Source organism: Microbacterium sp. LBN7 (genome assembly GCF_045690345.1).
GTDB lineage: Bacteria > Actinomycetota > Actinomycetes > Actinomycetales > Microbacteriaceae > Microbacterium.
The window spans coordinates 2,026,337-2,049,337 of the sequence record NZ_CP147856.1 but is presented as its reverse complement, the minus strand read 5'-3'; the positions used below and the strand labels follow the sequence as shown (position 1 = coordinate 2,049,337).

18 protein-coding genes are annotated in these 23,001 nt (G+C 68.8%); 7 read left to right on the top strand and 11 right to left on the bottom strand.

The features are described from left to right. Nucleotides 1-12: 12 nt before the first annotated feature. A complete protein-coding gene (locus LBN7_RS09775) occupies nt 13-306 on the bottom strand; it encodes a hypothetical protein (RefSeq protein ID WP_116633362.1) in 294 nt (97 codons plus the stop codon). Nucleotides 307-479: 173 nt separating this feature from the next. Here LBN7_RS09775 and LBN7_RS09770 point away from each other — a divergent pair, with 173 nt between their 5' ends. From LBN7_RS09770 to LBN7_RS09760, 3 genes are all read left to right on the top strand, one after another. Continuing rightward, a complete protein-coding gene (locus LBN7_RS09770) occupies nt 480-1,289 on the top strand; it encodes a CPBP family intramembrane glutamic endopeptidase (RefSeq protein WP_407361680.1) in 810 nt (269 codons plus the stop codon). A 135-nt stretch (nt 1,290-1,424) separates the two neighbouring features. Then, entirely contained in the window at nt 1,425-3,956 is a 2,532-nt protein-coding gene (locus LBN7_RS09765) for a fibronectin type III domain-containing protein (RefSeq protein ID WP_407361679.1), read from the top strand. A 177-nt stretch (nt 3,957-4,133) separates the two neighbouring features. Further along, nucleotides 4,134-5,885 (top strand): alkaline phosphatase family protein, encoded by a 1,752-nt coding sequence (locus LBN7_RS09760; protein WP_407361678.1) that lies wholly within the window; start codon nt 4,134-4,136, stop codon nt 5,883-5,885. Between the two features lie 12 nt (nt 5,886-5,897). On the opposite strand, the gene LBN7_RS09755 is transcribed toward LBN7_RS09760, so the two are convergent. From LBN7_RS09755 to LBN7_RS09745, 3 genes are all read right to left on the bottom strand, one after another. Next, nucleotides 5,898-7,841, bottom strand: a complete 1,944-nt coding sequence (locus tag LBN7_RS09755; protein WP_407361677.1) for a collagen binding domain-containing protein — start codon at nt 7,839-7,841, stop codon at nt 5,898-5,900. Between the two features lie 76 nt (nt 7,842-7,917). Next, a complete protein-coding gene (locus LBN7_RS09750; protein ID WP_407361676.1) occupies nt 7,918-8,973 on the bottom strand; it encodes an LLM class flavin-dependent oxidoreductase in 1,056 nt (351 codons plus the stop codon). Nucleotides 8,974-9,001: 28 nt separating this feature from the next. After that, complete coding sequence (locus LBN7_RS09745; protein WP_116633356.1) at nt 9,002-10,540, bottom strand: methyltransferase; 1,539 nt, start codon at nt 10,538-10,540, stop codon at nt 9,002-9,004. A 99-nt stretch (nt 10,541-10,639) separates the two neighbouring features. Between LBN7_RS09745 and LBN7_RS09740 the strand changes: the two genes are divergently transcribed. From LBN7_RS09740 to trxA, 4 genes are all read left to right on the top strand, one after another. Further along, the gene (locus tag LBN7_RS09740) at nt 10,640-12,796 is read left to right on the top strand and encodes a DUF6049 family protein (RefSeq protein ID WP_407361675.1); all 2,157 of its coding nucleotides are present in this window, start codon (nt 10,640-10,642) and stop codon (nt 12,794-12,796) included. Beyond that, a complete protein-coding gene (gene murJ, locus LBN7_RS09735; RefSeq protein WP_407361714.1) occupies nt 12,789-14,405 on the top strand; it encodes a murein biosynthesis integral membrane protein MurJ in 1,617 nt (538 codons plus the stop codon). Before LBN7_RS09740 ends, murJ begins: the two co-directional genes overlap by 8 nt. A gap of 102 nt (nt 14,406-14,507) precedes the next feature. After that, entirely contained in the window at nt 14,508-15,482 is a 975-nt protein-coding gene (gene trxB, locus LBN7_RS09730; RefSeq protein WP_116633354.1) for a thioredoxin-disulfide reductase, read from the top strand. Nucleotides 15,483-15,550: 68 nt separating this feature from the next. Continuing rightward, nucleotides 15,551-15,874 carry a thioredoxin gene (trxA, locus tag LBN7_RS09725; RefSeq protein ID WP_116633353.1) on the top strand — a complete coding sequence of 108 codons (324 nt, stop codon included), beginning with the start codon at nt 15,551-15,553 and terminating at the stop codon, nt 15,872-15,874. A gap of 251 nt (nt 15,875-16,125) precedes the next feature. Here the strand turns inward: trxA and LBN7_RS09720 are convergent, their stop codons facing one another. The 7 genes from LBN7_RS09720 to rsmG all read right to left on the bottom strand — a co-directional run bounded on the left by LBN7_RS09720 (nt 16,126) and on the right by rsmG (nt 22,999). Then, complete coding sequence (locus LBN7_RS09720; RefSeq protein WP_407361674.1) at nt 16,126-16,653, bottom strand: GrpB family protein; 528 nt, start codon at nt 16,651-16,653, stop codon at nt 16,126-16,128. A 1-nt stretch (nt 16,654) separates the two neighbouring features. Further along, complete coding sequence (locus LBN7_RS09715) at nt 16,655-16,990, bottom strand: tryptophan synthase subunit alpha (protein ID WP_116633351.1); 336 nt, start codon at nt 16,988-16,990, stop codon at nt 16,655-16,657. Nucleotides 16,991-16,999: 9 nt separating this feature from the next. Beyond that, the gene (locus LBN7_RS09710; protein ID WP_407361673.1) at nt 17,000-18,448 is read right to left on the bottom strand and encodes a sugar porter family MFS transporter; all 1,449 of its coding nucleotides are present in this window, start codon (nt 18,446-18,448) and stop codon (nt 17,000-17,002) included. 60 nt (nt 18,449-18,508) lie between these two features. Further along, a complete protein-coding gene (locus tag LBN7_RS09705; RefSeq protein ID WP_116633349.1) occupies nt 18,509-19,477 on the bottom strand; it encodes a ParB/RepB/Spo0J family partition protein in 969 nt (322 codons plus the stop codon). After that, nucleotides 19,477-20,403: a ParA family protein gene (locus LBN7_RS09700; RefSeq protein ID WP_116633348.1), complete on the bottom strand. Its 927-nt coding sequence runs from the start codon at nt 20,401-20,403 to the stop codon at nt 19,477-19,479. Before LBN7_RS09700 ends, LBN7_RS09705 begins: the two co-directional genes overlap by 1 nt. A 1,433-nt stretch (nt 20,404-21,836) precedes the next feature. Beyond that, nucleotides 21,837-22,199 (bottom strand): VOC family protein, encoded by a 363-nt coding sequence (locus LBN7_RS09695; protein ID WP_407361672.1) that lies wholly within the window; start codon nt 22,197-22,199, stop codon nt 21,837-21,839. 158 nt (nt 22,200-22,357) lie between these two features. Then, complete coding sequence (gene rsmG / locus LBN7_RS09690; protein ID WP_116633346.1) at nt 22,358-22,999, bottom strand: 16S rRNA (guanine(527)-N(7))-methyltransferase RsmG; 642 nt, start codon at nt 22,997-22,999, stop codon at nt 22,358-22,360. Between the last annotated feature and the right edge of the window lie 2 nt (nt 23,000-23,001).

Below are 23,001 nucleotides of genomic sequence, written 5' to 3'. Positions count from 1 at the left end.
TACCGGGGCGGGTCAGAACAGCGGATTCTCGCCCTTGGCCTGCGCGATGGCCCGGGTGCGGGCCTGCATCAACCGCACCAGGAACATGCTCAACAGGAACCCGCCGAGCAGTGCGACCGCCACGATGTACCAGATGCCGATCTCGGGATCGATCAGCCCGAACCCGTAGATCACAGCGACGAGGACGGCGAGCACAGCGCCCTCGACGAGCGCGAAGGTGACGAAGAGACGGGTCTGGCGGCGCCCGAAGTCCGCGACGACCTCACGGACGCGGGCATCGATCGAGGAGTCACCGGCGTAGGTCATGAGCCCAGGGTAGCGAGCACGCCGACCGGCCGGGCAGCGTGAGAGGCCGCGCGGATTTATGGATCCCCCGAAACGAACCGCTGGTTTCCCGCGTTCCGGCGGGCCGGCGCCTCTCCCTAGAGTCCTAGACGCGCGGGGTGCCCGCGGCCGTTCCCACACGAACCGAGGTCATCATGACTGCGTCTTCCCCACACCCGAGAGCTTCCCGATCGATCACCGCCGACGTCACGTGGTTCTTCGCGATCGCCGTCCTGCTGTGCTTCGCGCTGTCCGTGCCGATGGTGTTCCGGTTGGTCCCGGAAGACGTCAACAACCTGATCACCCCGCTCCTGCAGCTCACACCCCTGCTCGCCGCGATCATCATGTGGCTCGTCCGGCGTCCCGGGACGTTCCGGCAGACCTTCGCCACGGGCTGGCGCGGCACGCCCCGGTGGATCGGGATCGGCATCGGCATCATCGCCGCGATCGCCGCGATCCAGACCGCGATCGCCCTGACGACGGGGATCTGGCAGCTCAACCCGCTCGAACAGATCGCCGCCGCGACCATCTGGGTCGTCCCGGTCCTGCTCATGCAGTCGATCTTCGCGATCGGCGAGGAGTTCGGCTGGCGCGGGTGGCTCGTGACGCGCGCCGCATCGTGGGGCTTCTGGCCCTTGGCGCTCGTCAGTGGCCTGGTCTGGATCGTCTGGCACCTGCCCGTGCTCGCCGTCATCGGCGAACGACCGTTCTGGGATATCGTCATCTACTTCGCGGGCATGCTGCCCTGGGCGCCGCTGCTGCTCGCGCTGCGCTGGCGGTCGGGGAGCGTCTGGCCGGCAGTTCTGACGCACGGCGCCATCAACAGCATCCGGGTCTACCTACTGCAGTCCGTCCCGAACGCGACGGATCACCTGCTCATCGAGGTGATCGGGTGGGTGCTCACACTCGCGGCGGCCGCGTGGCTGATGCGTCCGAGCAAGGCGCGGTTCGTCGAGGCGAGCTAGACGGCACCGGATGCCGCGGCATCCGCTCTGTTCATGTTCCCGTCGCCTCGACGTCAGCCGGGCGTCATCCGTCTTCGATGGGCTGAGGGGGCCCCGTGCGGCTGAGCACGAACCCCCACCCCACAAAGGACTGACATGACCTCCCCCACCCCTGCGGTGCGGTGGCGGCGTCGCGGACTGACGTCCGTCGCGCTCCTCGCCCTGCTCGGCGGCGCCGTCGTCGCCCCCGCGGCCTTCGCCGCACCGGATGCCGCACCCGAGGTGCCGACCGGATCGCTGATCACCGGCGACACCGCCTGGCACTACCTCGACGACGGCTCGGACCCGTCCCCCGCACCCGCGGCGCTGCGCGACTGGACGCTCCCCGGGTTCGACGACAGCGCCTGGAAGACCGCACCCGGTTCGTTCGGCGCGAAGAACGGCAAGCTCGCCGCGGTCGGCCCCGTCACCCCGAAGACGCTCCTGAACCACTACCTCGACGGCAGCACCGCCCCGACCGTCCCCACCTACTTCTTCCGCAGCACGTTCGAGCTGGAGGCGGGCGTCGCGGAGCAGGTCGCGTCGCTGTCGAGCTCCGTCACGTTCGATGACGCGCTCGTCGTGTGGATCAACGGGGAAGAGGTCGCCCGCTTCGTCGACGGCCGCATCACCGACACCGCGAACGTCGAGTACGCCGGCGACTCGAACGGCGACCCGCTGACGAGCACCATCACGGCGGAGGGCGACGTGCTGCAGGACGGCACGAACACGATCGCGGTCGCGCTGTTCCAGGACCGGGAGACGAGCTCGGACATCTACTTCGACATGTCGTCGCTCACCCTGGTGACGGCATCCGAGCCGGGTACCCCGGTGGTCGCCCCGCCGACCCGCGTCATCCTGACGCCGACCGAGCAGCCCGAGATCTCGCAGTCCTTCTCCTGGCTCGCGGGTGACGCCTCGCACACGATCGGCCAGGTCGAGATCGCCCCGGCCGCCGGTGGCGACACCCGCACGATCGAGGCCTACGACGTCGGCGTCGTCAACGGCAACCCGAACCACCACTTCTCCGCCACGGTCACCGACCTCGCCGCGGCGACCGCCTACCGCTACCGGGTAGGACTCCCGGGCAGCTGGAGCGACTGGTTCGAGTTCACGACGGCCGACCCGAACGCGACCGACTTCCAGTTCGTCTACTACGGCGACGCGCAGATCGGCCTCGACACCACCTGGCCGAGCGTCGTCAAGCAGGCCGAGGCGAACGCGCCCCGGTCGATCGGCTCCGTGCACGCCGGTGACCTGATCAACAAGTCCAACAACGAGGACGAGTGGCTGAACTGGTTCAAGGGCATGGAGGACTCGGCCGTCAGCACGAACGTGATGGCGGCTCCGGGCAACCACGAGTACTCCGGCGACAAGCTGCTCACGGCGTGGAAGGCCGCGTTCGAGTACCCGCACAACAACCCGTCGATGGAATCGATCGGCGAACTGGCCGACCTCGCCAAGGGCGACACCGAGGTCGCGGCGCAGTACCGCTCGCTGTTCGAGCACTGGAGCGCGTTCGCTGCTGAGACGGCGTACTACACGGACTACCAGGACGTGCGCTTCATCACTCTCAATGCGACGCGCGATGCGACCTTCCTGACCCCGCCGGCTCTGCCGTCCTGCACGGGTGCCGACTGCCCGATCAACAAGGGCGAGGAGCTGTGGATCCGATTCCAGGGTGCCTGGCTCGACCTGCTGCTGCAGAACAGCCCGTCGAAGTGGAACGTCGTCACGTTCCACCAGCCGGTGTTCTCGGCATCCGAGGGTCGCGACGAGCCGAAGCTCCGTGCCGACTGGGTGCCGGTCTTCCAGCGCAACGACATCGACCTCGTGCTCATGGGCCACGACCACACCTACGCCCGCGGCTACGTGAACACCGACGCGACCGAGACCCCGGGCCTCACGACCGGCCCGGTCTACGTCGTATCGAACTCGGGCGCGAAGCACTACGAGCTCGAGACCCCCGAGAAGAACGTCTGGACCAACAACGGCGCCACCCAGGTGCTGCGCGGTCAGGGTGTCACGACCTACCAGGTGATCGACGTCTCGCACGACCAGCTCGTCTATCGCTCCTACCTGGCCGAGAAGCAGCCGAACGCCACGACCGACCTTCCCGTCGGCGCCGTCTACGACACCTTCACGGTGACGAAGTCGGATGCCGGTGAGAAGTGGGTCACCGAGGCCGGGGTCACGCCCCCGACCACCGAGCCCGAGGAGCCCGCCAAGATCGAGCTCGGGGCGGCATCCGTCGCGGCCGGCGGCACCGTCACGGTCTCGGGTACCGGATTCGACGCGGATGCCGAGCTGCGGCTCGAGCTGCGCTCCGACCCGGTCGACCTCGGCACGGTCACCGCGGGCGCGGACGGCGCGTTCTCGCGTACCGTCACGATCCCGACGGCCACCCCGGCCGGCGCGCACACCCTCGCGGTGATCCTCGCCGACGGCACCGAGGTCACGACCTCGCTCACCGTCACGGCGGCGACGTCGGGCGGCGGCGCGGTGACTCCGGGGAACGGCGGCGCATCGACCGGCGGCCTCGCCACGACCGGTGCCGACAGCACCCCGTACGTGGTCGCCGCGGTGGTGCTCCTCGCGCTGGGCCTCGGCCTCGTCGCTCTGCGGCGTCGCCGGCAGCGCGCCGAGTAGTCTGCAGCATCCGTCCTCAGGGCGCCGTCGGAGCTTCGGCTCCGGCGGCGCCCTCTGTCTCCGGACCCGACGTTTCGCAGAGTCCGTGACGAATCGCGGACCCTTTCACGGAGAATCCTCCGTGAAACGTCACCTCCTCCGTGAATCGTCACGGCACGCGGTCGTAGGATCGGCCTCGTGACCGAAGACGACTCCCCTCCCGTCCCCTCCCGCCGAGGGTTCCTCAAGATGGGCGGGGCCGCTCTGGCCGGAGCAGTGGTCGGCGGAGCCGGAGGCGCCGCCATCGGGGCGACGATCGCCGGGGGCCACCGCGACGGCTTCGCCTCCGATCCCGATCCCTTCGCCGCTCTGACCCCGCGCAGCGAACCCGGCTTCGACCACCTCGTGGTGGTGATGGGCGAGAACCGCTCGTTCGACAACCTGCTCGGCTACCTCTACTCGAAGGAGAATCTGCCCACAGGCGAGACCTTCGAAGGGCTCGCCTTCGGCGACCACAGCAACACCGCTTCCGACGGGACCGTCGTCGCCTCTCATATCCACCAGGGCGACACCGACAGGATCATGAGCCTTCCCGACCCGGACCCGGGCGAGGAGTACCCGCACGTCAACACGCAGATCTTCGGCACGATCGACCCGAAGACGAACGCCGACCTCTTCGTCGACCAGATGACCGCGCCGTTCAACGCTCCGACCAAGGGCGAGAAGGCCACGATGTCGGGGTTCCTCGAGGACTACATCATCAACTTCCGGCGCCTCCGACGTGGGGTCGAGCCGCGGCCGGAAGAGGCCGCGCACATCATGGGCTCGTTCTCGCCCGAGATGCTGCCCGTGCTGTCGACGCTCGCCGCCGAGTTCGCCGTGTTCGACCACTGGTACGCCGGAGTGCCGTCGCAGACGTTCTGCAACAGGTCGTTCTTCCACGCCTCGACCTCGCACGGCTTCGTCACGAACCAGGGCGACGGCGGGTACCGGAAGTGGCTCGACGCCCCGGCCGCGCCGACGGTCTTCAACCGGCTCGAAGACAAGAAGCTGACCTGGAAGATCTATCTCGACAAGCTCCAGCTCGTCTCTTTCACCGGGATGCTGCATGCGGCCGTGCTCGAGAAGTACTGGCGCACCGAGCACTTCGGCACCATGGAGGACTTCTACGCCGAGGCGAAGGCCGGGAAGCTCCCCGCCTACGCGTTCATCGAGCCGCGGATGGTCTACGACCACAACGACTTCCATCCGCCGTTCGGCGCGGTGCGCGAGAGCACGGTCGACGGCGAGGAGATCTTCGACAGCGCGGTGTCCGACGTGCGTGCGGGCGACCGTCTGATCCACGACATCTACGAGGCGGTGCGCACGAGCGCCTCTCCGGACGGTTCGAACGCCGTCAACACGCTGCTGCTCATCACCTTCGACGAGCACGGCGGATGCTACGACCACGTGCCTCCGCCCGCCGCGACGAAGCCGACAGCAGACACGAAGGCCGGCGAGATGGGCTTCACGTTCGACCGGCTCGGATGCCGTGTCCCGGCGATCGCCGTGTCGGCCTACACGAAGCGCGGCACGATCATCCACGACGAGATGCACCATGGCTCGGTGACGGCGACGCTCTCCCGCCTGCACGGGCTGAAGCCGCTGAACGACCGTGATCAGTCGGCCAACACCCTGCAGAACGTGGTGAACCTCGACAAGCCGCGGCATCCCGCCGACTGGCCGGTCACCACCCCGGCCTATACCCCGCCCAACCCCGAAGAGACGCCGCCGCAGCCGAACGAGGCAGATCAGACCAAGCCGCTCACGCCGCCCGCGCGCGGCCTGCTCGGTCTGCTCATCGCGCGCTACGGCAAGCCAGGTGAGCCCGAGCCGCAGACCTTCGCCGACGCCTACCGGCTGCTCCACGAGCACGGCGAAGAGCTGTTCGGGCCGCCGAAGGGCAGCTGAAGACGATCCTGCTCAGTCCCTGGTCGACCGACGGCGCGAGACGACGAGCAGCGCGACTCCGATGACGAGCACGGCCGCACCTCCCGCCGCCCAGGCGAGCGTCTCGGGGCCGAGGCCCGTGGCCGGGAGCGGCTTTCCACCACCGTTCCCGCCGCTGACGGGCGGATCGGGATCAGGCGACGGAGGTGTGACGACGATCGCCGCGACGACGAAGTCCTGCTCCACCACGGCCTCGCCCGCGGCGGTGATCACGACGGTCCTGGTCGCCGAACCGACGACCGTTGTCCCCGTGGGCGGCACGACGGTGAACGTGTAGGTGCCGGGCGGGAGGCCGCCGAGGCCGAACGATCCGTCGGCATCCGTGATCAGCTGTGCGGGCACGCCCGGACCGGTGACCTGGATGACCGCTCCGGGCACAGGGGCGCCGCCGTCGGTGCGCACCGTACCGTCGACGGCGCCGAGGCGGGCGAGCTCGAAGTCGACGTTCTCGACGTCGACTCCCGCGATCTGCTCGTTCCGCGTGACCGGCGTCACGGCCACGTAGCCGCCGGGCGTCGTGATGGTGACCTCGTAATCACCCGCAGGAAGGCCCGGGAAGGCGTAGCCGCCGCTGCCGTCGGTCACGGTCGTGAGGACCGTGCCGCCGGGGCCGGTCGCCGTGACCGTCACGCCCGCGACGCCGGTGCCGTTCGACGAGACCGCTCCGCTGAGGCTGGGGTTCTCGGCGACCTGGAAGTCGACGTTCTCGATCGGATCCTCGCTCCCGGGCGGGATCGTGAAGGCGGGGGGTGACGTGACGAGCGTGTACCCGTCGGGCGGGGTGATGGTCGCGGTGTGCGTGCCGACCGGGATCGAATCGAACAGGTAGCGCCCGTCCGCATCCGTCGTGGTGGTCTGCCCGTCGATCGTCACGGTGACGCCGGCGACCGGCCCGCCGCCGGCATCGGTCACCTGCCCGGAGACCGCGACCGGGACGATGTCGCGCACGGTGAAGTCCGCGACCGCGTCAGCGGTCGTCAGATCCGCGGCCACCGTCACGGGGCCCGTCGAGATCTTTCCGGCCGGAGGCGCGACGCGCACGAGGTACCCGTCGGTCGCGATGAAGCCCGGGAACGCGTATGTGCCGTCAGCCGCGGTCGTCGTCGTGCCGACCACGGCGCCCGTGCCGTCGATCAGCGTGAGGCCGACGCCCGCGAGGGGTCCGTCCACCACGTCCACGACCGAGCCGGTGATGTCTCTGGCCTGTGACGCGAACCACGTCTGGTAGACGGGGAAGCCCGCGCGACGGGTGAAGAAGAAGGTGAGGGAGGTGATCGGCGCGGCCGGCTCGAACCACGCCGCAGAGCCGCTGGTGTCGGCGGCGGCCGCGTTCCCGGTGAGGGTGAGGGTCGCGGGGTCCCAGCTCGGGATGTCATCGGCCGCGCCGGTGCACGAGGGCTTGCCGACGACCCCGGGTGCGCAGTAGTTGAAGCCGCCCTGGAAGCCGAGCTCCGTGGCGTCGAGCGCCTGTCCGTCTGGTCCGATGGCCTGGATGCGCACGGAGTCCGCGTCGATGTCGCCGAGCGCGAACGCCCACCCGGAGGAGGGCGTCGGCGTCGCGAACGAATACGTCGTGGTCGACGGGCTCGCCGCGTTGTCGGCCTTCGGCCGCAGGTTCAGGTACGCCTGGTCGCGACTCGATCCGTACTTCGCGCCGATGGGCGTGCCTTCGGACAGCCAGGTGGATGCTCCCGAGATCACGCCGGGACCGCCCCCGCGGGAGTCGCTCGTCATGGTGGCCGTGAGCGCGGGCTGGGCGGCGATCTGCACGGTCGTCGTATACGCCCCGGCGCCGCCGGCGAGCGGCTGCCAGGTCGCCCAGGCACTGGTCGTCGCCGCCGCGGCGGGAATGGCCCCGACCAGCACCGCCACCAGTACGATCGCTCCGGCGAGGACTCCACTTCGACGCACACGCATGCGGCCAGCGTACCGATATACCGGAATCCCGTGAAGAGACCTTCGGGCGGATGCCGTGGCATCCGCCCGATCGACCTCAGACCGGATCGCCCTGGACGGGTCCCTCGGTGTTGGGCTTCCACCCGAGCGCCGGAGCCACATGGGTCGCGAACGACTCGAGCACGTGGAGGTTGTAGGCCGGTCCGAGCTGGTTCGGGATCGTCAGCAGCAGGGTGTCGGCACTCATGACGGCCTCGTCGCGCGTGAGCTGCTCGATGAGAACGTCGGGCTCCGCGGCGTACGTCTTCCCGAAGGTCGAGCGGAACCCGTCGATGACGCCGATCTGGTCGCCGTTCTCCTCGCTGCGCAGGCCGAAGTAGGCCCGGTCCATGTCGGAGATCAGCGGGAACACGCTGCGGCTGACCGAGACGCGCGGCTGACCGGTGTGGCCGGCCTCCTTGTACGCGGCGCGGAAGAGCTCGATCTGCTCGCGCTGCAGCTCGTGGAACGGCTGACCGGTGGCCTCGGTGACGAGCGTGGAGCTCATCATGTTCAGGCCCTTCCGGCCGGTCTCCTCGGCCGTGGCACGGGAACCCGACCCCCACCAGATGTGATCGCGGAGCGTCGGCGACTGCGGCTCGATCGCGAGGTACCGTCCCTCTCCGACCATGCGAGGGTCTCCGGCGGCGATCCGCTCGCCCTCGATCGCACGGAGGAAGATGTCGAACTTCTCGCGGGCCAGCACGCTCCCGCGCTCCGGGTCCTCCTCATCGACGTAGCCGAAGGTCTCGTAGCCGCGCAGCGCGGTCTCGGGTGAACCACGGCTCACGCCGAGGGCGATCCGGCCGTCGGCGATCAGGTCGAGTGCGGCTGCCTCCTCGGCGAACTGCAGCGGGTTCTCGTAGCGCATGTCGATCACGCCGGTGCCGACCTCGATGCGCTTCGTGCGCACCGCCATGGCCGACAGCAGCGGCATCGGAGACGCCGCCTGCCGCGCCCAGTGGTGCACGCGCACCGAGGCGCCGTTGACGCCGATCTCGTCTGCGCCCTCGGCGATCTCGATCGTCTGCTTCAGCATGTCGCCCGCCGTGCGGGTCGCCGAGCCGGGCACATCCGCATAGTGCCCGAAGGAGAGGAATCCGAAAGCCTTCATGATCTATTCCAACGCATGGATGCCGACCCTATTCCCCCGGCACCAGGAGGCCGTCGAAGACGAGCGCGCGGATGCGCGGCTCGAGTTCGGACCAGAGATCGGCCAGGGGGACCTCGAAGAGGTCGGAGAGCGCGGCGACGATCTGCCCGACGGTCAGCTCGCCGTCGCAGGCGCCGACGAACGCGGCGAGCGCCGGATCGACGTTCACCGTGCGGGCGAATCCGCTGCCCTGTCGCAGCTCGATGACGCTCGGATCATCGTTGCCCGGCAGCAGATGCCTCGCCTCGGTGACGTCGGCTGCCGTCACGAGCGTCGCCGGCATCCCCTCGGCGAGAAGATCGTGGGCGGCGAGTCCGGTGGCGAGCGCGGCGCCGACGTTCGACACCGGCTGCGACACCTTCTCCACACGACGGATCGGCGCGTATTGGGTCCCTGAGCCCGTCGAAGGGCCCGTCGAGGGGCGTCGGATCAGCACGTAGCCGAAGCCGATCGAGGTGACCCCGCGCGCCGCGAAGTCGTCGAGCCAGGCGGAGAGCAGCGGGGTGAACTCGGGATCCCGCGGCGTCGTCCCTCCGTCGCGGATCCACAGCTCGGCGTATCCGAGAGGCGAGAGCTGCTCCCTCTCGATCACCCAGAGGTCGAGCTCGGCCGGCACCCAGGCGTCGAGACGCGCCAGCCCCGCGACGCCCGCGCGGGACTCCCAGTTGCCGAGCAGCTGCGCGATGCCGCCGACCGTGAGGAACGCCGGGGCCGTCCGCACGAACTGCTCGACCAGCGCATCGCCGACCAGTCCCCCGTCGCGGTACTCGTAGGCGGGCACGTCGTCGCCGCGCGGCGTGATCACGAAGGGCGGGTTCGACACGATCAGGTCGAACGCCTCTCCCTCGACAGGGTCGAACATGCTCCCGAGGCGGAATTCGATGTTGCCCACCCCGTTGAGCCGGGCATTGAGCTCGGCGTAGGCGAGAGCGCGTGCGGAGACGTCGGTCGCGACGACGGTCCGCGCGCGACGGGCGACGAGGAGGGCCTGGATGCCGCACCCGGTGCCGAGGTCCAGGGCGCGATCGACCTCGATCGGCACGATCGTCTCGGCGAGCGTGCGCGAGGCCCCGCCGACGCCGAGCACGTGGTCCGCGGGCAGCGCGCCGTCGAGCGCCACCTCGTCGAGATCGCTGGCGATCCACCACTCCCCGACACCGTCGGCGTCGACGAACGACTGCGGGCGCAGCAGGGCGGTGGGCGTCACGGTCTCGGCATCCGCCGTCGCGAGGCCGAGGGCGATGAGCCCGTCGACGCCCAGGCGCGGCAGGGCGGCACCGACAGCGGCCCTCGGCTGCGGCATCCCGAGCACGAGCAGGCGTCCGAGAGTGGCGAGGACACCGGCGTCACCGGCGATCGCGCGCAGGATCGGCTCGCGCATTCCGCGCGCCAGAGCGTCGTCCGCCTCCTCCCCCCACAGGCGTCGCAACGGCTCCGAACGGAGGTCGGCGGCATCGAGATCGGCGGCGAGGTCGGCGCTGCGCAGCGGCTCGGGAACGGGTGCGGGGGTGTCGGACACGGCCGTCACTCTACGCGTCTTCAGGGTTCTCCTTCCTCGGGCCTCCTAGAATCACAAGGTCAGTACTCACGAGCAGCCCCCGTCCCGGGGCGTTCGAGGAAGACCTTCATGTCCGTGAACACCCCCGAAACCGGCTTCCGTGCGCGCCTGCAGCGGCTCGCACGCAGGACCGTCGTCTTCGCGATCGCACTGACCCTCGGCGGATTCGCGGTTCCGAACGCCGTATCCGCCGCCGAGACGCCGTCGCCCGACGACGAGCAGAGCATCGAGCTCCACGTCTCCGCCGGTCTCCGCGGCACGATCGCCCCCGGCTCATCGACGTCCGCGACCATCACCGTGCGGAACAGGACTGATTCGGAGCTGAGCACCGGGCGCGTCCAGGTAGAGATCGGAAGCACTCCGCTGGCCGACGACGAGGCCGTCACGAACTGGCTCGACGACGAAGAGGCACCGGGTGACTTCACGGCGCTCGGGACCGACAGCACCGCGTCGATCGACGCCGGCGAATCCGCCACCACGACGGTGTTCGCGCCCGAGAGCGCGGTCGGTGAGCTCGCTCCCGGCATCTATCCGCTGCGGGCGGAGCTGACCGGTGCGACCACCGGCGGTCCTGCCGCAGACGACACCGTGGCCAGGGACGCGACGGCGACCAGCGTTCTCGTCGTGACCGCGACGCAGAGCTCCCTGATCGGCGTGCTCGTGCCGATCACGGCGACGCCGGCCGGCGGAGCACTCCTCACCTCCGAAGAGCTCGCGGCCCTCACCGCGCCCGAGGGTGCCTTGACGGCGCAGCTCGACGGCGTCGCGGGAACCACGGCCGTGCTCGCGATCGACCCGTCGATCCCCGCCGCGATCCGTGCCCTCGGCACCGCGGCGCCCGAGCAGGCGACGGCGTGGCTCGCGCGCCTCGACGACCTCCCGAACCAGCGTTTCGCCCTCCAGTTCGGCGACGCCGATGCAGCCGTGCAGGCGCAGGCGCAGCTGTCCGAGCTGCTCCAGCCGACGACGCTCGCGCCTTTCCTCGATCCCGCGAACTTCCCGGTCGCGCGCGTCACCACACCCCCGACCACCGCCGCCGATGAGACGACCGCGCCCACGCCTGCTCCGACCGAGGCCCCGGTCCTCCCCACTGACGAGGAGCTCGCGGCCGTCGACGGCGCGCTGCCCCGCATCCTGTGGCCGCGTGCCGACGTGACAGCGGATGATCTCGCCGCCTTCCAGACCTACCTCGGTGAGGGAACGACCACGATCGTCTCATCCGCCACAGTGGGCGGACAGAGCGCGGCGCACGCGACAGCCGCGGGCCAGGATCTGCTCGTCACCGATGCGGCGGCGTCCTCCGCCCTCTCGGATGCCGCAGCCGAGGCCGACCCCGCCGCCCGCCAGCGTCTTCTCGCCGAGGGGGCCGCGCGACTGTTCCTCGCCGAGGCTCGGGCTCCCGGAGCGCCGCTGCTCATCGGGCTGGACCGTGACGAGACCCGGACGCCTGATGCACTGCGCGAGGTGATCTCGGCGGCGGACTCGATCGGCTTCGAGTTCGGCGCGCTGCGCGACATCCCCGCGGCCGCCGCGGCGCTCTCCGTCGAGACGGGCACTCCGGGGGCGGCGGACGTCATGAGCCTGCTCGCCGACGAGCAGACCCTCGTCGCCTTCTCGTCGATCCTCACCGACCCGCGGGTGCTGCTCGGCCCGGAGCGGATCAGGATCCTGCGCACGCTCGCGGTCGGCACACCGGCGGATGCCTTCGCTGCGACCGTCGCCGCGCACCGGGCGCAGACCACTGCCACGCTCGGTGCGGTGAACATCCCGCCGTCGAGCACCATCCAGCTGCTCTCGGCCAACGCCGACCTGCCGATCCGCGTGCGCAACGATCTGCCCTGGCCGGTGACGGTGCAGCTGACCGCCTCGCCCAGCGATCCTCGCCTCGAGGTGAAGCCGCTCGTCGAGACGGTCGTGCAGGCGAACAACACCGCACGCGTCAAGGTCCCCGTCTCGGCCCGCGTCGGCAGCGGCGAGGTCGACCTGCGCCTGGGCCTCATCAGCCCCACGGGTGTGCAGATCCAGGGCGACCAGACCGTGCGCGTCGCGGTACGCGCGGAATGGGAAGGCATCGGTCTCGGCATCTTCGGCGGACTCGCCGTGCTGCTGATCGGCCTCGGCGTGATCCGCACCGTGCGTCGCAAGCGCCGCGAGGCGGCCGAGGAGGCAGCAGCGGATGCCGCAGCGCTGGAAGCAGCAGAGCCGAAGGACGGACGTGGTGAGTAGCCTCGGGCGCGCGAGCGCCGTCATCGGCGCCGGCACCCTGGTGTCGCGCGTCACGGGACTCCTGCGGAGCATCGTGCTCGTCGGAGTGCTCGGGGCCGTCGGCTCGGAGGCCGCCGACGCGTTCACGTTCGCCAACACCCTGCCGAACAGCGTCTTCGGCCTGATCTCCGTCGGTGTGCTCACGGCCGTGATCGTCCCGCAGATCGTGAAGGCGACGGCGGATGCCGACGGCGGAAACGCCTTCATCTCCAAGCTCTTCACTCTCGGCACCGTCGTGCTCGTCGTCACCACGTTGATCGCGACCATCGCCGCGCCCTGGCTCGTCGTGCTGGTCGCCGGCCAGGCGCCTCCCGAAGCTCAGGCGCTCGCGACGGCCCTCGCGTACTGGTGCCTGCCGCAGATCCTCTTCTACGGGCTCTACGCCCTGCTCGGAGAGGCGCTCAACGCCCGCCGGATCTTCGGGCCCTTCACCTGGGCGCCCGTCGTGAACAACATCGTCTCGATCGTCGGCTTCCTGCTTCTCGGCGCGCTCTTCGCCCCGGTGCCGACGAAGGCCGCGGAGTGGACGCCGGCGATGATCACCACCCTCGGCGCCACGGCGACCCTGGGCATCGCGTTGCAGGCGGTCGTGCTCCTGGTGTTCTGGCGGCGCACCGGGCTCGCGCTCAAGCCCGACTTCCGCTGGCGGGGCGTCGGACTCGGGGCCGTCGGCAAGCTGGCGGGCTGGACGTTCCTGATGGCCTTCGCGAGCCTCGCCGCCGGTGTGCTGCAGGGCAACATCGTGAGTGCGGCCTCGGGAACCGGCGCCTCGGCGACCGTGACCGCCAACGCCTGGCTCATCTTCATGCTCCCGTACTCGGTGATCGTGCTGTCGATCGGGACGCCGTACTTCACCCAGATCAGCGAGCACGCAGCAGCCGGGCGCCACGTCGAGGTCCGCGAGGACATCTCGCGCAGCATCCGCACCCTGCTGTTCTTCATCGTCGCGGCCGTCGCCGCCGTCGCCGCGGCCGCGATCCCCGCGTCCCGGGTCTTCACGAGCTCCCCCGCGGATGCCGAAGCCGCAGCCCTGGTGCTGATCTGCTATCTCGTGAGCCTGATCCCCCTCACGATCCTCTTCATCGTCCAGCGGACGTTCTACGCCTACGACGACACGCGCACGCCGTTCTGGTTCACGATCTTCCAGTGCTGCCTCATCGTCGCCACGGCCCTGATCGCGTGGGGCCTGCTCCAGGCCGACATCATCCCGATCACGGGTCTGGCGGCAGCCGTCGCACTCGGGCAGTCCATCTCCAGCACCGTCCAGACGATCGTCGCCACCTGGCTGCTGCACCGCAAGATCGGCAGTCTCGGTGTGCGGTCCTGGCTGGTCACGCTCGGCCGCTTCGCGGTCGCCTCTATCCCCGCGGGACTCGCCGGCTGGGGCGTCTTCGTGCTGTTCGGCGGAAGCGCCGGCTGGACCGTCGCCGACAAGATCCCCGGCGCTCTCGGCACCGCGGTGATCGGGCTCGTGGTGGTCGTCGTCTACCTCGCGATCCTCGCCCTGCTGCGCGCGCCCGAGCTCAAGGTCGCCGGCACTCTGGTGCGCCGGTTCCTCCCCGGTCGCTGACTCCCGCCGGGCACTCAGCGCAGGGAATGCCGCGCGGTTACCATGGGTTGAATCACTCGGGACGTCTTTCGACGCCACCGCAATTTCTCAGACGGAGAGCACATGCGTCAGGTCATCATCATCGGTTCCGGCCCCGCCGGATTCACGGCCGCCATCTACGCTGCACGCGCGAACCTCAAGCCGCTGCTCATCGCGAGCTCCGTCGAGGTCGGCGGCGAGCTGATGAACACCACCGAGGTCGAGAACTACCCGGGCTTCCCCGAGGGCATCCAGGGGCCTGAGCTCATGGCCAAGTTCCAGGAGCAGGCCGAGAAGTTCGGCACCGAGGTGCTCTACGACGACGTCACCGAGCTCGCCCTCGACGGCCCCGTCAAGACGGTCACGCTCGGCAGCGGCGCGGTGCACGAGACGCAGACCCTGATCTACGCGACCGGTTCGGCGTACCGCAAGCTGAACATCGCGGGCGAGGAGCGCCTCTCCGGCTACGGCGTCTCCTGGTGCGCCACCTGCGACGGCTTCTTCTTCCGTCAGAAGACGATCGCGGTCGTCGGCGGCGGCGACTCCGCCATGGAAGAGGCGACCTTCCTCACGCGCTTCGCCGACAAGGTCTACGTGATCCACCGCAAGGACACCCTGCGTGCCTCGAAGATCATGCAGGAGCGCGCGTTCGCGAACGAGAAGATCGAGTTCGTGTGGAACAGCGAGGTCGCCGAAGTCCTCGGCGGCGACTCCGTCACCGGTGTGCAGCTGCGCAACACCGTCGACGGCACGCTGAGCGATCTCCCGCTCGACGGCCTGTTCATCGCGATCGGCAACGACCCGCGCACGCACCTCGTGCACGACAAGCTGAAGCTGACCGCCGAGGGCACCATCTGGGTCGACGGCCGCTCGTCGGTCACGTCGGTGCCCGGGGTGTTCGCCGCGGGTGACGTCATCGACCCGACCTACCGCCAGGCCATCACGGCTGCCGGCTCCGGAACGGTCGCGGCCCTCGACGCGGAGCACTTCCTCGCGGATTTTGACGACGCCTCGGTCGAGTTCCCGGCCGCGGAGGCCGCCGAGATCCTCACCGCCTAGGCGCGCGGGAACAGTTTCACCTCGTCTGCTGTTGTAGCAGGCGAACCTCGAATCAAGGAGAGACTCTGATGAGTGCAAAGGCTACGAGCCAGGCGACCTGGGAGCAGGACGTTCTGCAGGCCGACGGTCCCGTGCTGGTGGACTTCTGGGCCGAGTGGTGCGGTCCCTGTCGCATGGTGGCCCCGGTGCTGGACGAGATCCAGTCCGAGAACCCCGACAAGATCACCATCCTCAAGCTCAACGTCGACGAGAACCCCGAGCTCGCGATGAAGTACCAGATCACGTCCATCCCGGCGATGAAGGTGTTCGACGGCGGTGAGGTCAAGACGACCATCATCGGCGCCAAGCCCAAGTTCGCGCTCGAGAAGGACCTCGCCGCATTCATCGGCTGATCCACTGAGACCCAGCAGGGCCGTCACCTCTCCGGAGGTGGCGGCCTTTTCTGTGCCCGGCTCTCGGTCGTTGAGCGAGCGAAGCGAGAAACGGGGTTCTCGTGGTTCCGGGCTCCCGGGATGCGCCATACAGAGGTCGTGGCGGGGCGACGATCTGCGGACGGTGTCCCGATCTGCGGGCGCTTTGCGCGAAAGCATCCGCGGATCGGGACGCTGTCCGCGTATCGGGGCAGGCGGATGCTGCGACGCGGCTACCTGTCGGCGACGGGGACCGAGGGCAGGCCGCGGGCGGCACGGGCACGGTCGACGAGGTCCTGGATGACGGGGGCCTTGGCGGCGTTGTACGTGGAGGTGCCGCGGGCGGCAGCGGCCACGGCGTCGCACTTCGCGTGCGTGTAGCGGTCGGCATCCGCGGGGTGAGCCAGGAGCCAGTCGCGCAGGATGCGCTGGTTCACGGTGTCCCAGTCGGATGCGGGGAAGAAGTGCGCGATGCGGGTGCGGATGCCGTCCTCCTCGAACACCATCACCGGATGGCTCTGCACGCTGCTGCCACGGCGCCAGCCGATCTCCTCGAGGGCCGGTCGGTGTCGTTCGAATTCCTCGGCACCCTCGATCCGCACGGCGAGGTCGATGATCGGCTTGGCTCGCATGCCGGGAACCGCCGTCGATCCGATGTGCTCGATCAGCCAGCTCGGTTCGCCGTGCGCGCGCAGCTCTGCGGCGATCTCCTCGAAGCGAGCCGGCCAGGACGGATCGTACGAGACCAGCATCCGAGGCATGTCAGGACGCGTCGGCGACCGTCGGGTCCCACCGGCGGTGACGCTGCTTCTCGTCGAGGAGTCCCCAGACGGCGGGGGTCAGCTCGGGGTACTCCAGGGCGATCTGGCGCAGCACCCGATAGTGCCGGGCCGCGTTCGGCCGCACGCCGTCGTTCGCGGTGATGTTGTCGGCCCGCAGGAGGTAGACGACGAGCTCGTCGACGCTCGGGAGCTCCTCCATGAAGTCCCACGGGTCCTCGCCGCCGAGCAGACGCTCCTGGATGAGGACCGCGAGCTCGTCCGCCGCTTCCGCACGCAGCACTTCGAGGCTGGCGCGGCGCTGGACGGACTCTGACATGCTTCCAGCCTACGTCCGACTGGGGCGACGCCGGCGCTCGACCTTCGTGTCTTCGCGCATGTCCTCGAGCTCTTTCCCCTTGGTCTCCGCGACCTTGAAGTACACGAAGAAGAACGACAGCAGGGCGAAGAACGCGTAGAACCCGTAGGCGAAGGGCAGCCCGATCGCCGAGAAGGCCGGGAACGTCGTCGAGATGAAGAAGTTGGCGACCCACTGCGCTGCTGCGGCGACGGCGAGAGCCCCGGCGCGGATCGAGTTCGGGAACATCTCCCCCAGCAGCACCCACACCAGCGGCCCCCACGTGGCACCGAAGAACACCACGAAGCCGTTCGCGCAGATCAGGGCGACCGTCGCCCAAGGGTCGGGGAGCGTCACCGCGCCCGCGGCATCCAGTGTTCCGAAGGAGAACGCCAGCGCCATCAGCCCCAGCGTGAGCGTCATGCCCACGGATCCCACGAGGAGCATGATCCGTCGGCCGACCCGATCCACGAGGAGGATCGCCACGATCGTGACGACGATGTTCGTCACCGAGGTGATGACCGTGATCAGGAGAGCCTGCGACTCCCCGAAGCCGACCGACTGCCACAGCGTCGTGGAGTAGTAGAAGATCACGTTGATGCCCACGAACTGCTGGAAGACCGACAGCAGGATGCCGACCCACACGATCGGCTTCAGACCCAGGCGGTTGCCCCGCAGATCACGCAGGGATTCCGAGCGCTCGGTGTTGAGCGTTCCGGTGATCTCGGCGATCTTCGCCTTCACGTCGACCGCACCGGTGACCGTGGCCAGCACCTCGGAGGCCTTCTCGAGCTCCCCCTTCGCGACGAGGTAGCGCGGAGATTCGGGGAGTCTCATCGACACGACGCCGTAGACGATAGACGGAACCGCACCGGCGATGAACATCCAGCGCCACGCGTCCAGTCCCCAGAGCGGCTCTGCGGCTCCTCCTGCCACGTTCGCGAGCATCGCATCGGAGAGGAGGGCGATGAAGATACCGGTGACGATGGCCAGCTGCTGGAGCGAGCCGAGCCGTCCGCGGATGTGCGCCGGCGAGACCTCGGCGATGTACGCGGGAGCGATGACGGATGCCGCGCCGACGCCGAGTCCGCCGATGACGCGCCAGAAGATGAGGTCGATGACCCCGAACGCGAACCCGGAGCCCAGCGACGAGAGCAGGAACAGGACGGCGGCCACGACCATCACCGGGATGCGGCCGAACCGGTTGGCGAGGGGCCCGGCGAACCAGGCGCCGACGGCGCAGCCGATCAGCGCCGACGACACGGCGAAGCCCTTGAGGCCCACGCCGAGGTCGAACCCGGACTGACTGCCGGCCAGAGCATCGACCGCACCGTTGATCACGGCGGTGTCGAAGCCGAACAGGAAGCCGCCGAGAGCGGCGGCGACGCTGACCGCGATGACGCGGCCTCGTATGGCTGATCCGGGTTGTGTGCGCGACATTGTGCCCCTCCTCGACATCATCTGACGCGAGTCTAGGCCTCCCCCTGGCGCCGAGGGCGGTCAGCCGCGCCCGTATCCCTGTTCGCCGAGTTCCTCGAGAATCCGGTTCAGATCCTGAATCGATGCGAAATCGATCGTGACCTGGCCTTTACGAGCACCCAGAGCGATCTTCACGCGAGTGTTCAGGCGGTCGCCGAGCTTGCCGGCGACCTCGTCGAGGTAGGCGCGTCGCGCTCCCGGGGTGGGTTTCGGAGCCTTCCCCGCGGTCGACGGCTGCGACTTCGCGACCTCTTCCGTGGCGCGCACGGAGAGATCCTCGTTCACGACCTTGTCGGCCAGACGCTGCATCGCCTCGGGAGTCTCGAGGCTGAGGATCGCGCGAGCGTGGCCTGCCGTGAGCACTCCGGCGGCGACCCGCTGCTGCACCGGGACAGGGAGCTTGAGGAGCCGGATCGTGTTGCTGATCTGGGGTCGCGACCGCCCGATTCGGGTCGCGAGCTCCTCCTGCGTGATGCCGAAGTCCTCGAGGAGCTGCTGGTACGCGGAAGCCTCTTCCAGCGGGTTGAGCTCGGAGCGATGCAGGTTCTCGAGGAGAGCGTCCCGGAGGAGATCCTCGTCCGCGGTCTCGCGGACGATCACAGGGATCGTGTCGAGCCCGGCCTCCCGGGCTGCGCGGGTGCGCCGCTCCCCCATGATGAGTTCGTACTCGCCGTCGGAGTTCTTCCGCACGACGACCGGCTGCAGGACGCCGAACTCACGGACGCTGTGCACCAGTTCCGCGAGGTCCTCCGGATTGAAGTGCGTACGCGGCTGACGCGGGTTCGGGACGATGGTGTTCGGATCCACCTGGACGAGGTGGATGCCGGGAACGGCTGCCAGCTCCTCCTGCTCGCGAGCGACCGTGCTGACCTGGTCCTCGCTCGGACGGAGATTCGCGCCCGGGAAGAACACGTCGACGGGACGCTCCGCCTGATCCGCCGTCGGAATCAGGGCGCCGATGCCCCGACCCAGTCCAGTGCGCTTCGCCATCATTTCTCCTTGCTCTGCGTCGCTGTGCGCGACGCGATCTCGACAGCGGCCTCGCGATACGCGATCGCGCCGGCGGACTGCCCATCGTAGGCGATCACCGTCTGGCCGAAGCTCGGTGCCTCCGACACACGTACCGAGCGCGGGATCACGGTCTCCAGCACCTGCGTCGGGAAGTGGGTCCGCACCTCATCCGCCACCTGCTGGGCCAGACGGGTGCGCCCGTCGAACATCGTCAGCAGGATGGTGGAGAGGTGCAGCGAGGGGTTCAGGTGCTTCTGGATCATCTGGATGCTGCCGAGCAGCTGGCTCAGGCCCTCCAGTGCGTAGTACTCGCACTGGATCGGGATGAAGACCTCGGATGCCGCGGTGAAGGCATTGATCGTCAGCAGCCCGAGAGACGGCGGGCAGTCGATGATGACGAAGTCCATCGGGCTGTCGACGAGGTAGTCCTCCAAGGCCCGGCGGAGCCGATGCTCCCTCGCGACCTGAGCGACGAGCTCGATCTCGGCGCCGGCGAGGTGGATGGTGCTCGGAGCACAGAAGAGGTTGGGATCCTCGGGGCTCTGCTGCACGATGTCCGCCAGCGGGAACTCCTCGATGAGCACGTCATAGACGCTCGGGACCTCGGCGCTGTGCGGGACGCCGAGCGCCGTGGATGCGTTGCCCTGTGGATCGAGGTCGATGACCAGAACCTTGGCACCGAGTCCGGCGAGAGCTGAAGCGACGTTGACGGCCGTGGTCGTCTTCCCCACGCCGCCCTTCTGATTCGACACCGTCAGCACGCGGGTCTCCCCCGTGAACTCGACCTTCGCGGCTTCGAGCGCACGGCGCCGAGCAGACAGGTCGGCGAGCTCCCGCGCGAGCGGTGTATCCATCCCGAACGACTCGTTCGGTGATGCCTTCTCGGATTGTTTCACGTGAAACATCCACTCCTTTCGGGGCCGCGTACCACTCTAATCGCAGGAGGCGACCTTGGACTTACCGGGGGTCTCCGAGGCTCTTCGGCTGACACCCTCGGTCACACTCCTTCGGTCTCTGCAGGGTGCCGGAGTGCTGACTCTTCCACTCAGGGCGCCGGTGTCTCCCCCACCCAGGGCTCTGCGGATGCAACTCCGGGAATCAGTCCACCCACGTCTCGAGCCGCGACTGCAGCAGGCGGCCGACGATACATGTTTCACGTGAAACATGGATCTTCGCGAAGCCCCAGCGTCGCGCTGACAACGCCGCGGGAGGCGAGATAGGAGTTCTCTCGTCGCAGCGCAGGCACCCTCCCCTGCCGCATTCTCTCCGGTACGCGCGCCACGGACTTCACCCCCTGCGAGGTCAGGCGCTCACGCAACTGCGGTCACACAACCGGCCACCGATGCCAACCTCACATGGACGGGGTGTTCGCCCAGCACGGCGCCGAGCTGCCTCTTCCGCAGGTATCGATTCTGTTCATTCACCCCCCGGACCTCTCCCCCGCGAGGTCCCGCGGAGGACCATGCGCCGTGCCCGCCCACCTCCACCATCACGGTTCTGGGGAGGCTGCACCCGAAGAGCCGTGCGGTGTGACCTTCTCTGGCGAACGGAGACCGCCCTCGATGGGCGTATCTCGGGAGCGCCCGCATCTTGAGAGCGCTGTTCACCCTCCCGTGAAGCGCCTCTTGACGCTCGGAGCATCCGCCCACCCGGCCGCAGGAGTCACGCGACGGTCAGGCGAGACGATCGTGCGAGATGTTTCACGTGAAACGGATGCTCGCGGCTGGTTTTCTCGCAGTGCTCACGCGGGACTCTTCCAGGCACTCACATCAGCGAGTCGCGCAGTCGCGGCGTGACCCGTGCGGGTCTTGCACGTCTGCGTGCGCGAGTTCTCAAGATGCTCGCCGGACAGGATCCCCCATCACGACTCCCCGGATTCGGAGATCCACCCTCCTTCGAACATCGATCGAGTGCGCGACGGCGGGCTGATCCGCCGTACTCGCGTCCACAGGGCGGCCCACCCCGTCCACCGCGCTGGAAATCAGACTCGGTCAGGAAGACGGATCTCGGTCAGGAGGACAGACGTTTCACGTGAAACGGTGGGCATGAGTCCCTGCCAGGCGCAACGTCCCCAGGTCTCCCCTCAGCGCACGTACCGGAGCCATCGACGCATGTCGGTGAGCCGGCAACCAGTGAGGGATGCACCCTTATCCGGTGCGTTGAAGGTCCCTCGCAGCCCAGATTCCCCAGCCCGTCGACATCGTCGATCTCGTAGGCGGTCACCGACCTCGGTCTCGACCTCATGTTTCACGTGAAACATCGCCCCCCGAGGAAGGCCTCCTCGCGCTCGCCTCCATCACGGAGCATGTAGGCGCGGGAATAGGCGACGGCAGGCACCCTATTGCGGAGCAGAGGGCACCGTGTGCATACCGACGTTGATGACGCTCCCACCGGCATCGCGGTAGAAGAAGCGCGTGACGCCCCAGGGTTCATCGGTCAGAGGATGCACGATCTCCACACCGACGGCGACGGCCCGGCGCAGCGCCTCCCCCACGTCATCCACGAAGACCGAGACATCCGGGTTCACCGCAGCGGACGCATCATGGGTCATGACGCTCAGCTGTCGACCGGCATCATCTGCGAGCGTCACGATCCATCCGTGATCCTTGACCACCGACATCCCCAACACCTGACGATGAACCTCGACCGCGCTCGCGACGTCCGCCACGGTCAGGATCGGCACCACTCGCTCCACATGCATGCCCCCTATAAGACCTCACTGCCCGGGGCAATCACCAGTCCTACCCGTTGAAACCGACCTCGCGATCCCGCACCCGCCCACGCGCAACACCGCCCACGATGGACCCACATGTGAACTGCGACAAGGGCGATGTTTCACGTGAAACATCCGAACCCGACTCAGCGGACGACGGCCCGCACGACTCGCGTAATTTCCGGCAGCACACCCTCGCCCAGCACCTCGACGCGCACGTCGGAGAGGCGGAACTTCTTGATCTGCTTCTGTGCCGCGGCGATCTCGTTCGCAGCGTTCATGCCCTTGAGAAGCGTGAGCTCTCCCCCATCGCGCACGAGGGGTGCCGTCAGGGGGATGAGCGTGCGGAGTGCACTTACGGCTCGCGCCGTCACGACATCGAAGCCATCGGCAGGGCGCACGTCCTCCGCCCGAGCTCGCACCACATCGACATTGTCCAACCCGAGAGCAGTGACCTGCTCGTTGAGCCAGGTGACCCGTCGCTCCATGGGCTCGATGAGCGTCCACTGCACGTCCGGTCGGGCGATCGCCAGTACCAGGCCCGGCAGTCCCGCACCGGAACCGATGTCCGCGACGGATCCATGGAAGAGCGGCGCAGCGAGCACGCTGTTCAGGACATGGCGGGTCCACAGGCGCGGGAGCTCAAGCGGGCCGATGAGACCGCGCTCCTCGCCTTCTCGCGCCAAGGCTGCCGTGAACGATCGAGCCACATCGATCCGATCCCCGAAGAGCTCCGCAGCGATCTCGGGCTCGACCTCGAGCTCGGCACCATTCGCACTCACGGACATGG

Coding starts and splice junctions, on each gene's coding strand:
- LBN7_RS09770 (WP_407361680.1), top strand. CDS start 480: ATGACTGCGTCTTCCCCACACCCGAGAGCTTCCCGATCGATCACCGCC.
- trxA (WP_116633353.1), top strand. CDS start 15,551: ATGAGTGCAAAGGCTACGAGCCAGGCGACCTGGGAGCAGGACGTTCTG.
- LBN7_RS09750 (WP_407361676.1), bottom strand. CDS start 8,973: ATGAAGGCTTTCGGATTCCTCTCCTTCGGGCACTATGCGGATGTGCCC.
- LBN7_RS09705 (WP_116633349.1), bottom strand. CDS start 19,477: ATGGCGAAGCGCACTGGACTGGGTCGGGGCATCGGCGCCCTGATTCCG.
- LBN7_RS09700 (WP_116633348.1), bottom strand. CDS start 20,403: ATGTTTCACGTGAAACAATCCGAGAAGGCATCACCGAACGAGTCGTTC.
- LBN7_RS09720 (WP_407361674.1), bottom strand. CDS start 16,653: ATGCCTCGGATGCTGGTCTCGTACGATCCGTCCTGGCCGGCTCGCTTC.
- LBN7_RS09775 (WP_116633362.1), bottom strand. CDS start 306: ATGACCTACGCCGGTGACTCCTCGATCGATGCCCGCGTCCGTGAGGTC.
- trxB (WP_116633354.1), top strand. CDS start 14,508: ATGCGTCAGGTCATCATCATCGGTTCCGGCCCCGCCGGATTCACGGCC.
- LBN7_RS09740 (WP_407361675.1), top strand. CDS start 10,640: ATGTCCGTGAACACCCCCGAAACCGGCTTCCGTGCGCGCCTGCAGCGG.
- LBN7_RS09715 (WP_116633351.1), bottom strand. CDS start 16,990: ATGTCAGAGTCCGTCCAGCGCCGCGCCAGCCTCGAAGTGCTGCGTGCG.
- LBN7_RS09765 (WP_407361679.1), top strand. CDS start 1,425: ATGACCTCCCCCACCCCTGCGGTGCGGTGGCGGCGTCGCGGACTGACG.
- rsmG (WP_116633346.1), bottom strand. CDS start 22,999: ATGTCCGTGAGTGCGAATGGTGCCGAGCTCGAGGTCGAGCCCGAGATC.
- LBN7_RS09755 (WP_407361677.1), bottom strand. CDS start 7,841: ATGCGTGTGCGTCGAAGTGGAGTCCTCGCCGGAGCGATCGTACTGGTG.
- LBN7_RS09695 (WP_407361672.1), bottom strand. CDS start 22,199: ATGCATGTGGAGCGAGTGGTGCCGATCCTGACCGTGGCGGACGTCGCG.
- LBN7_RS09710 (WP_407361673.1), bottom strand. CDS start 18,448: ATGTCGCGCACACAACCCGGATCAGCCATACGAGGCCGCGTCATCGCG.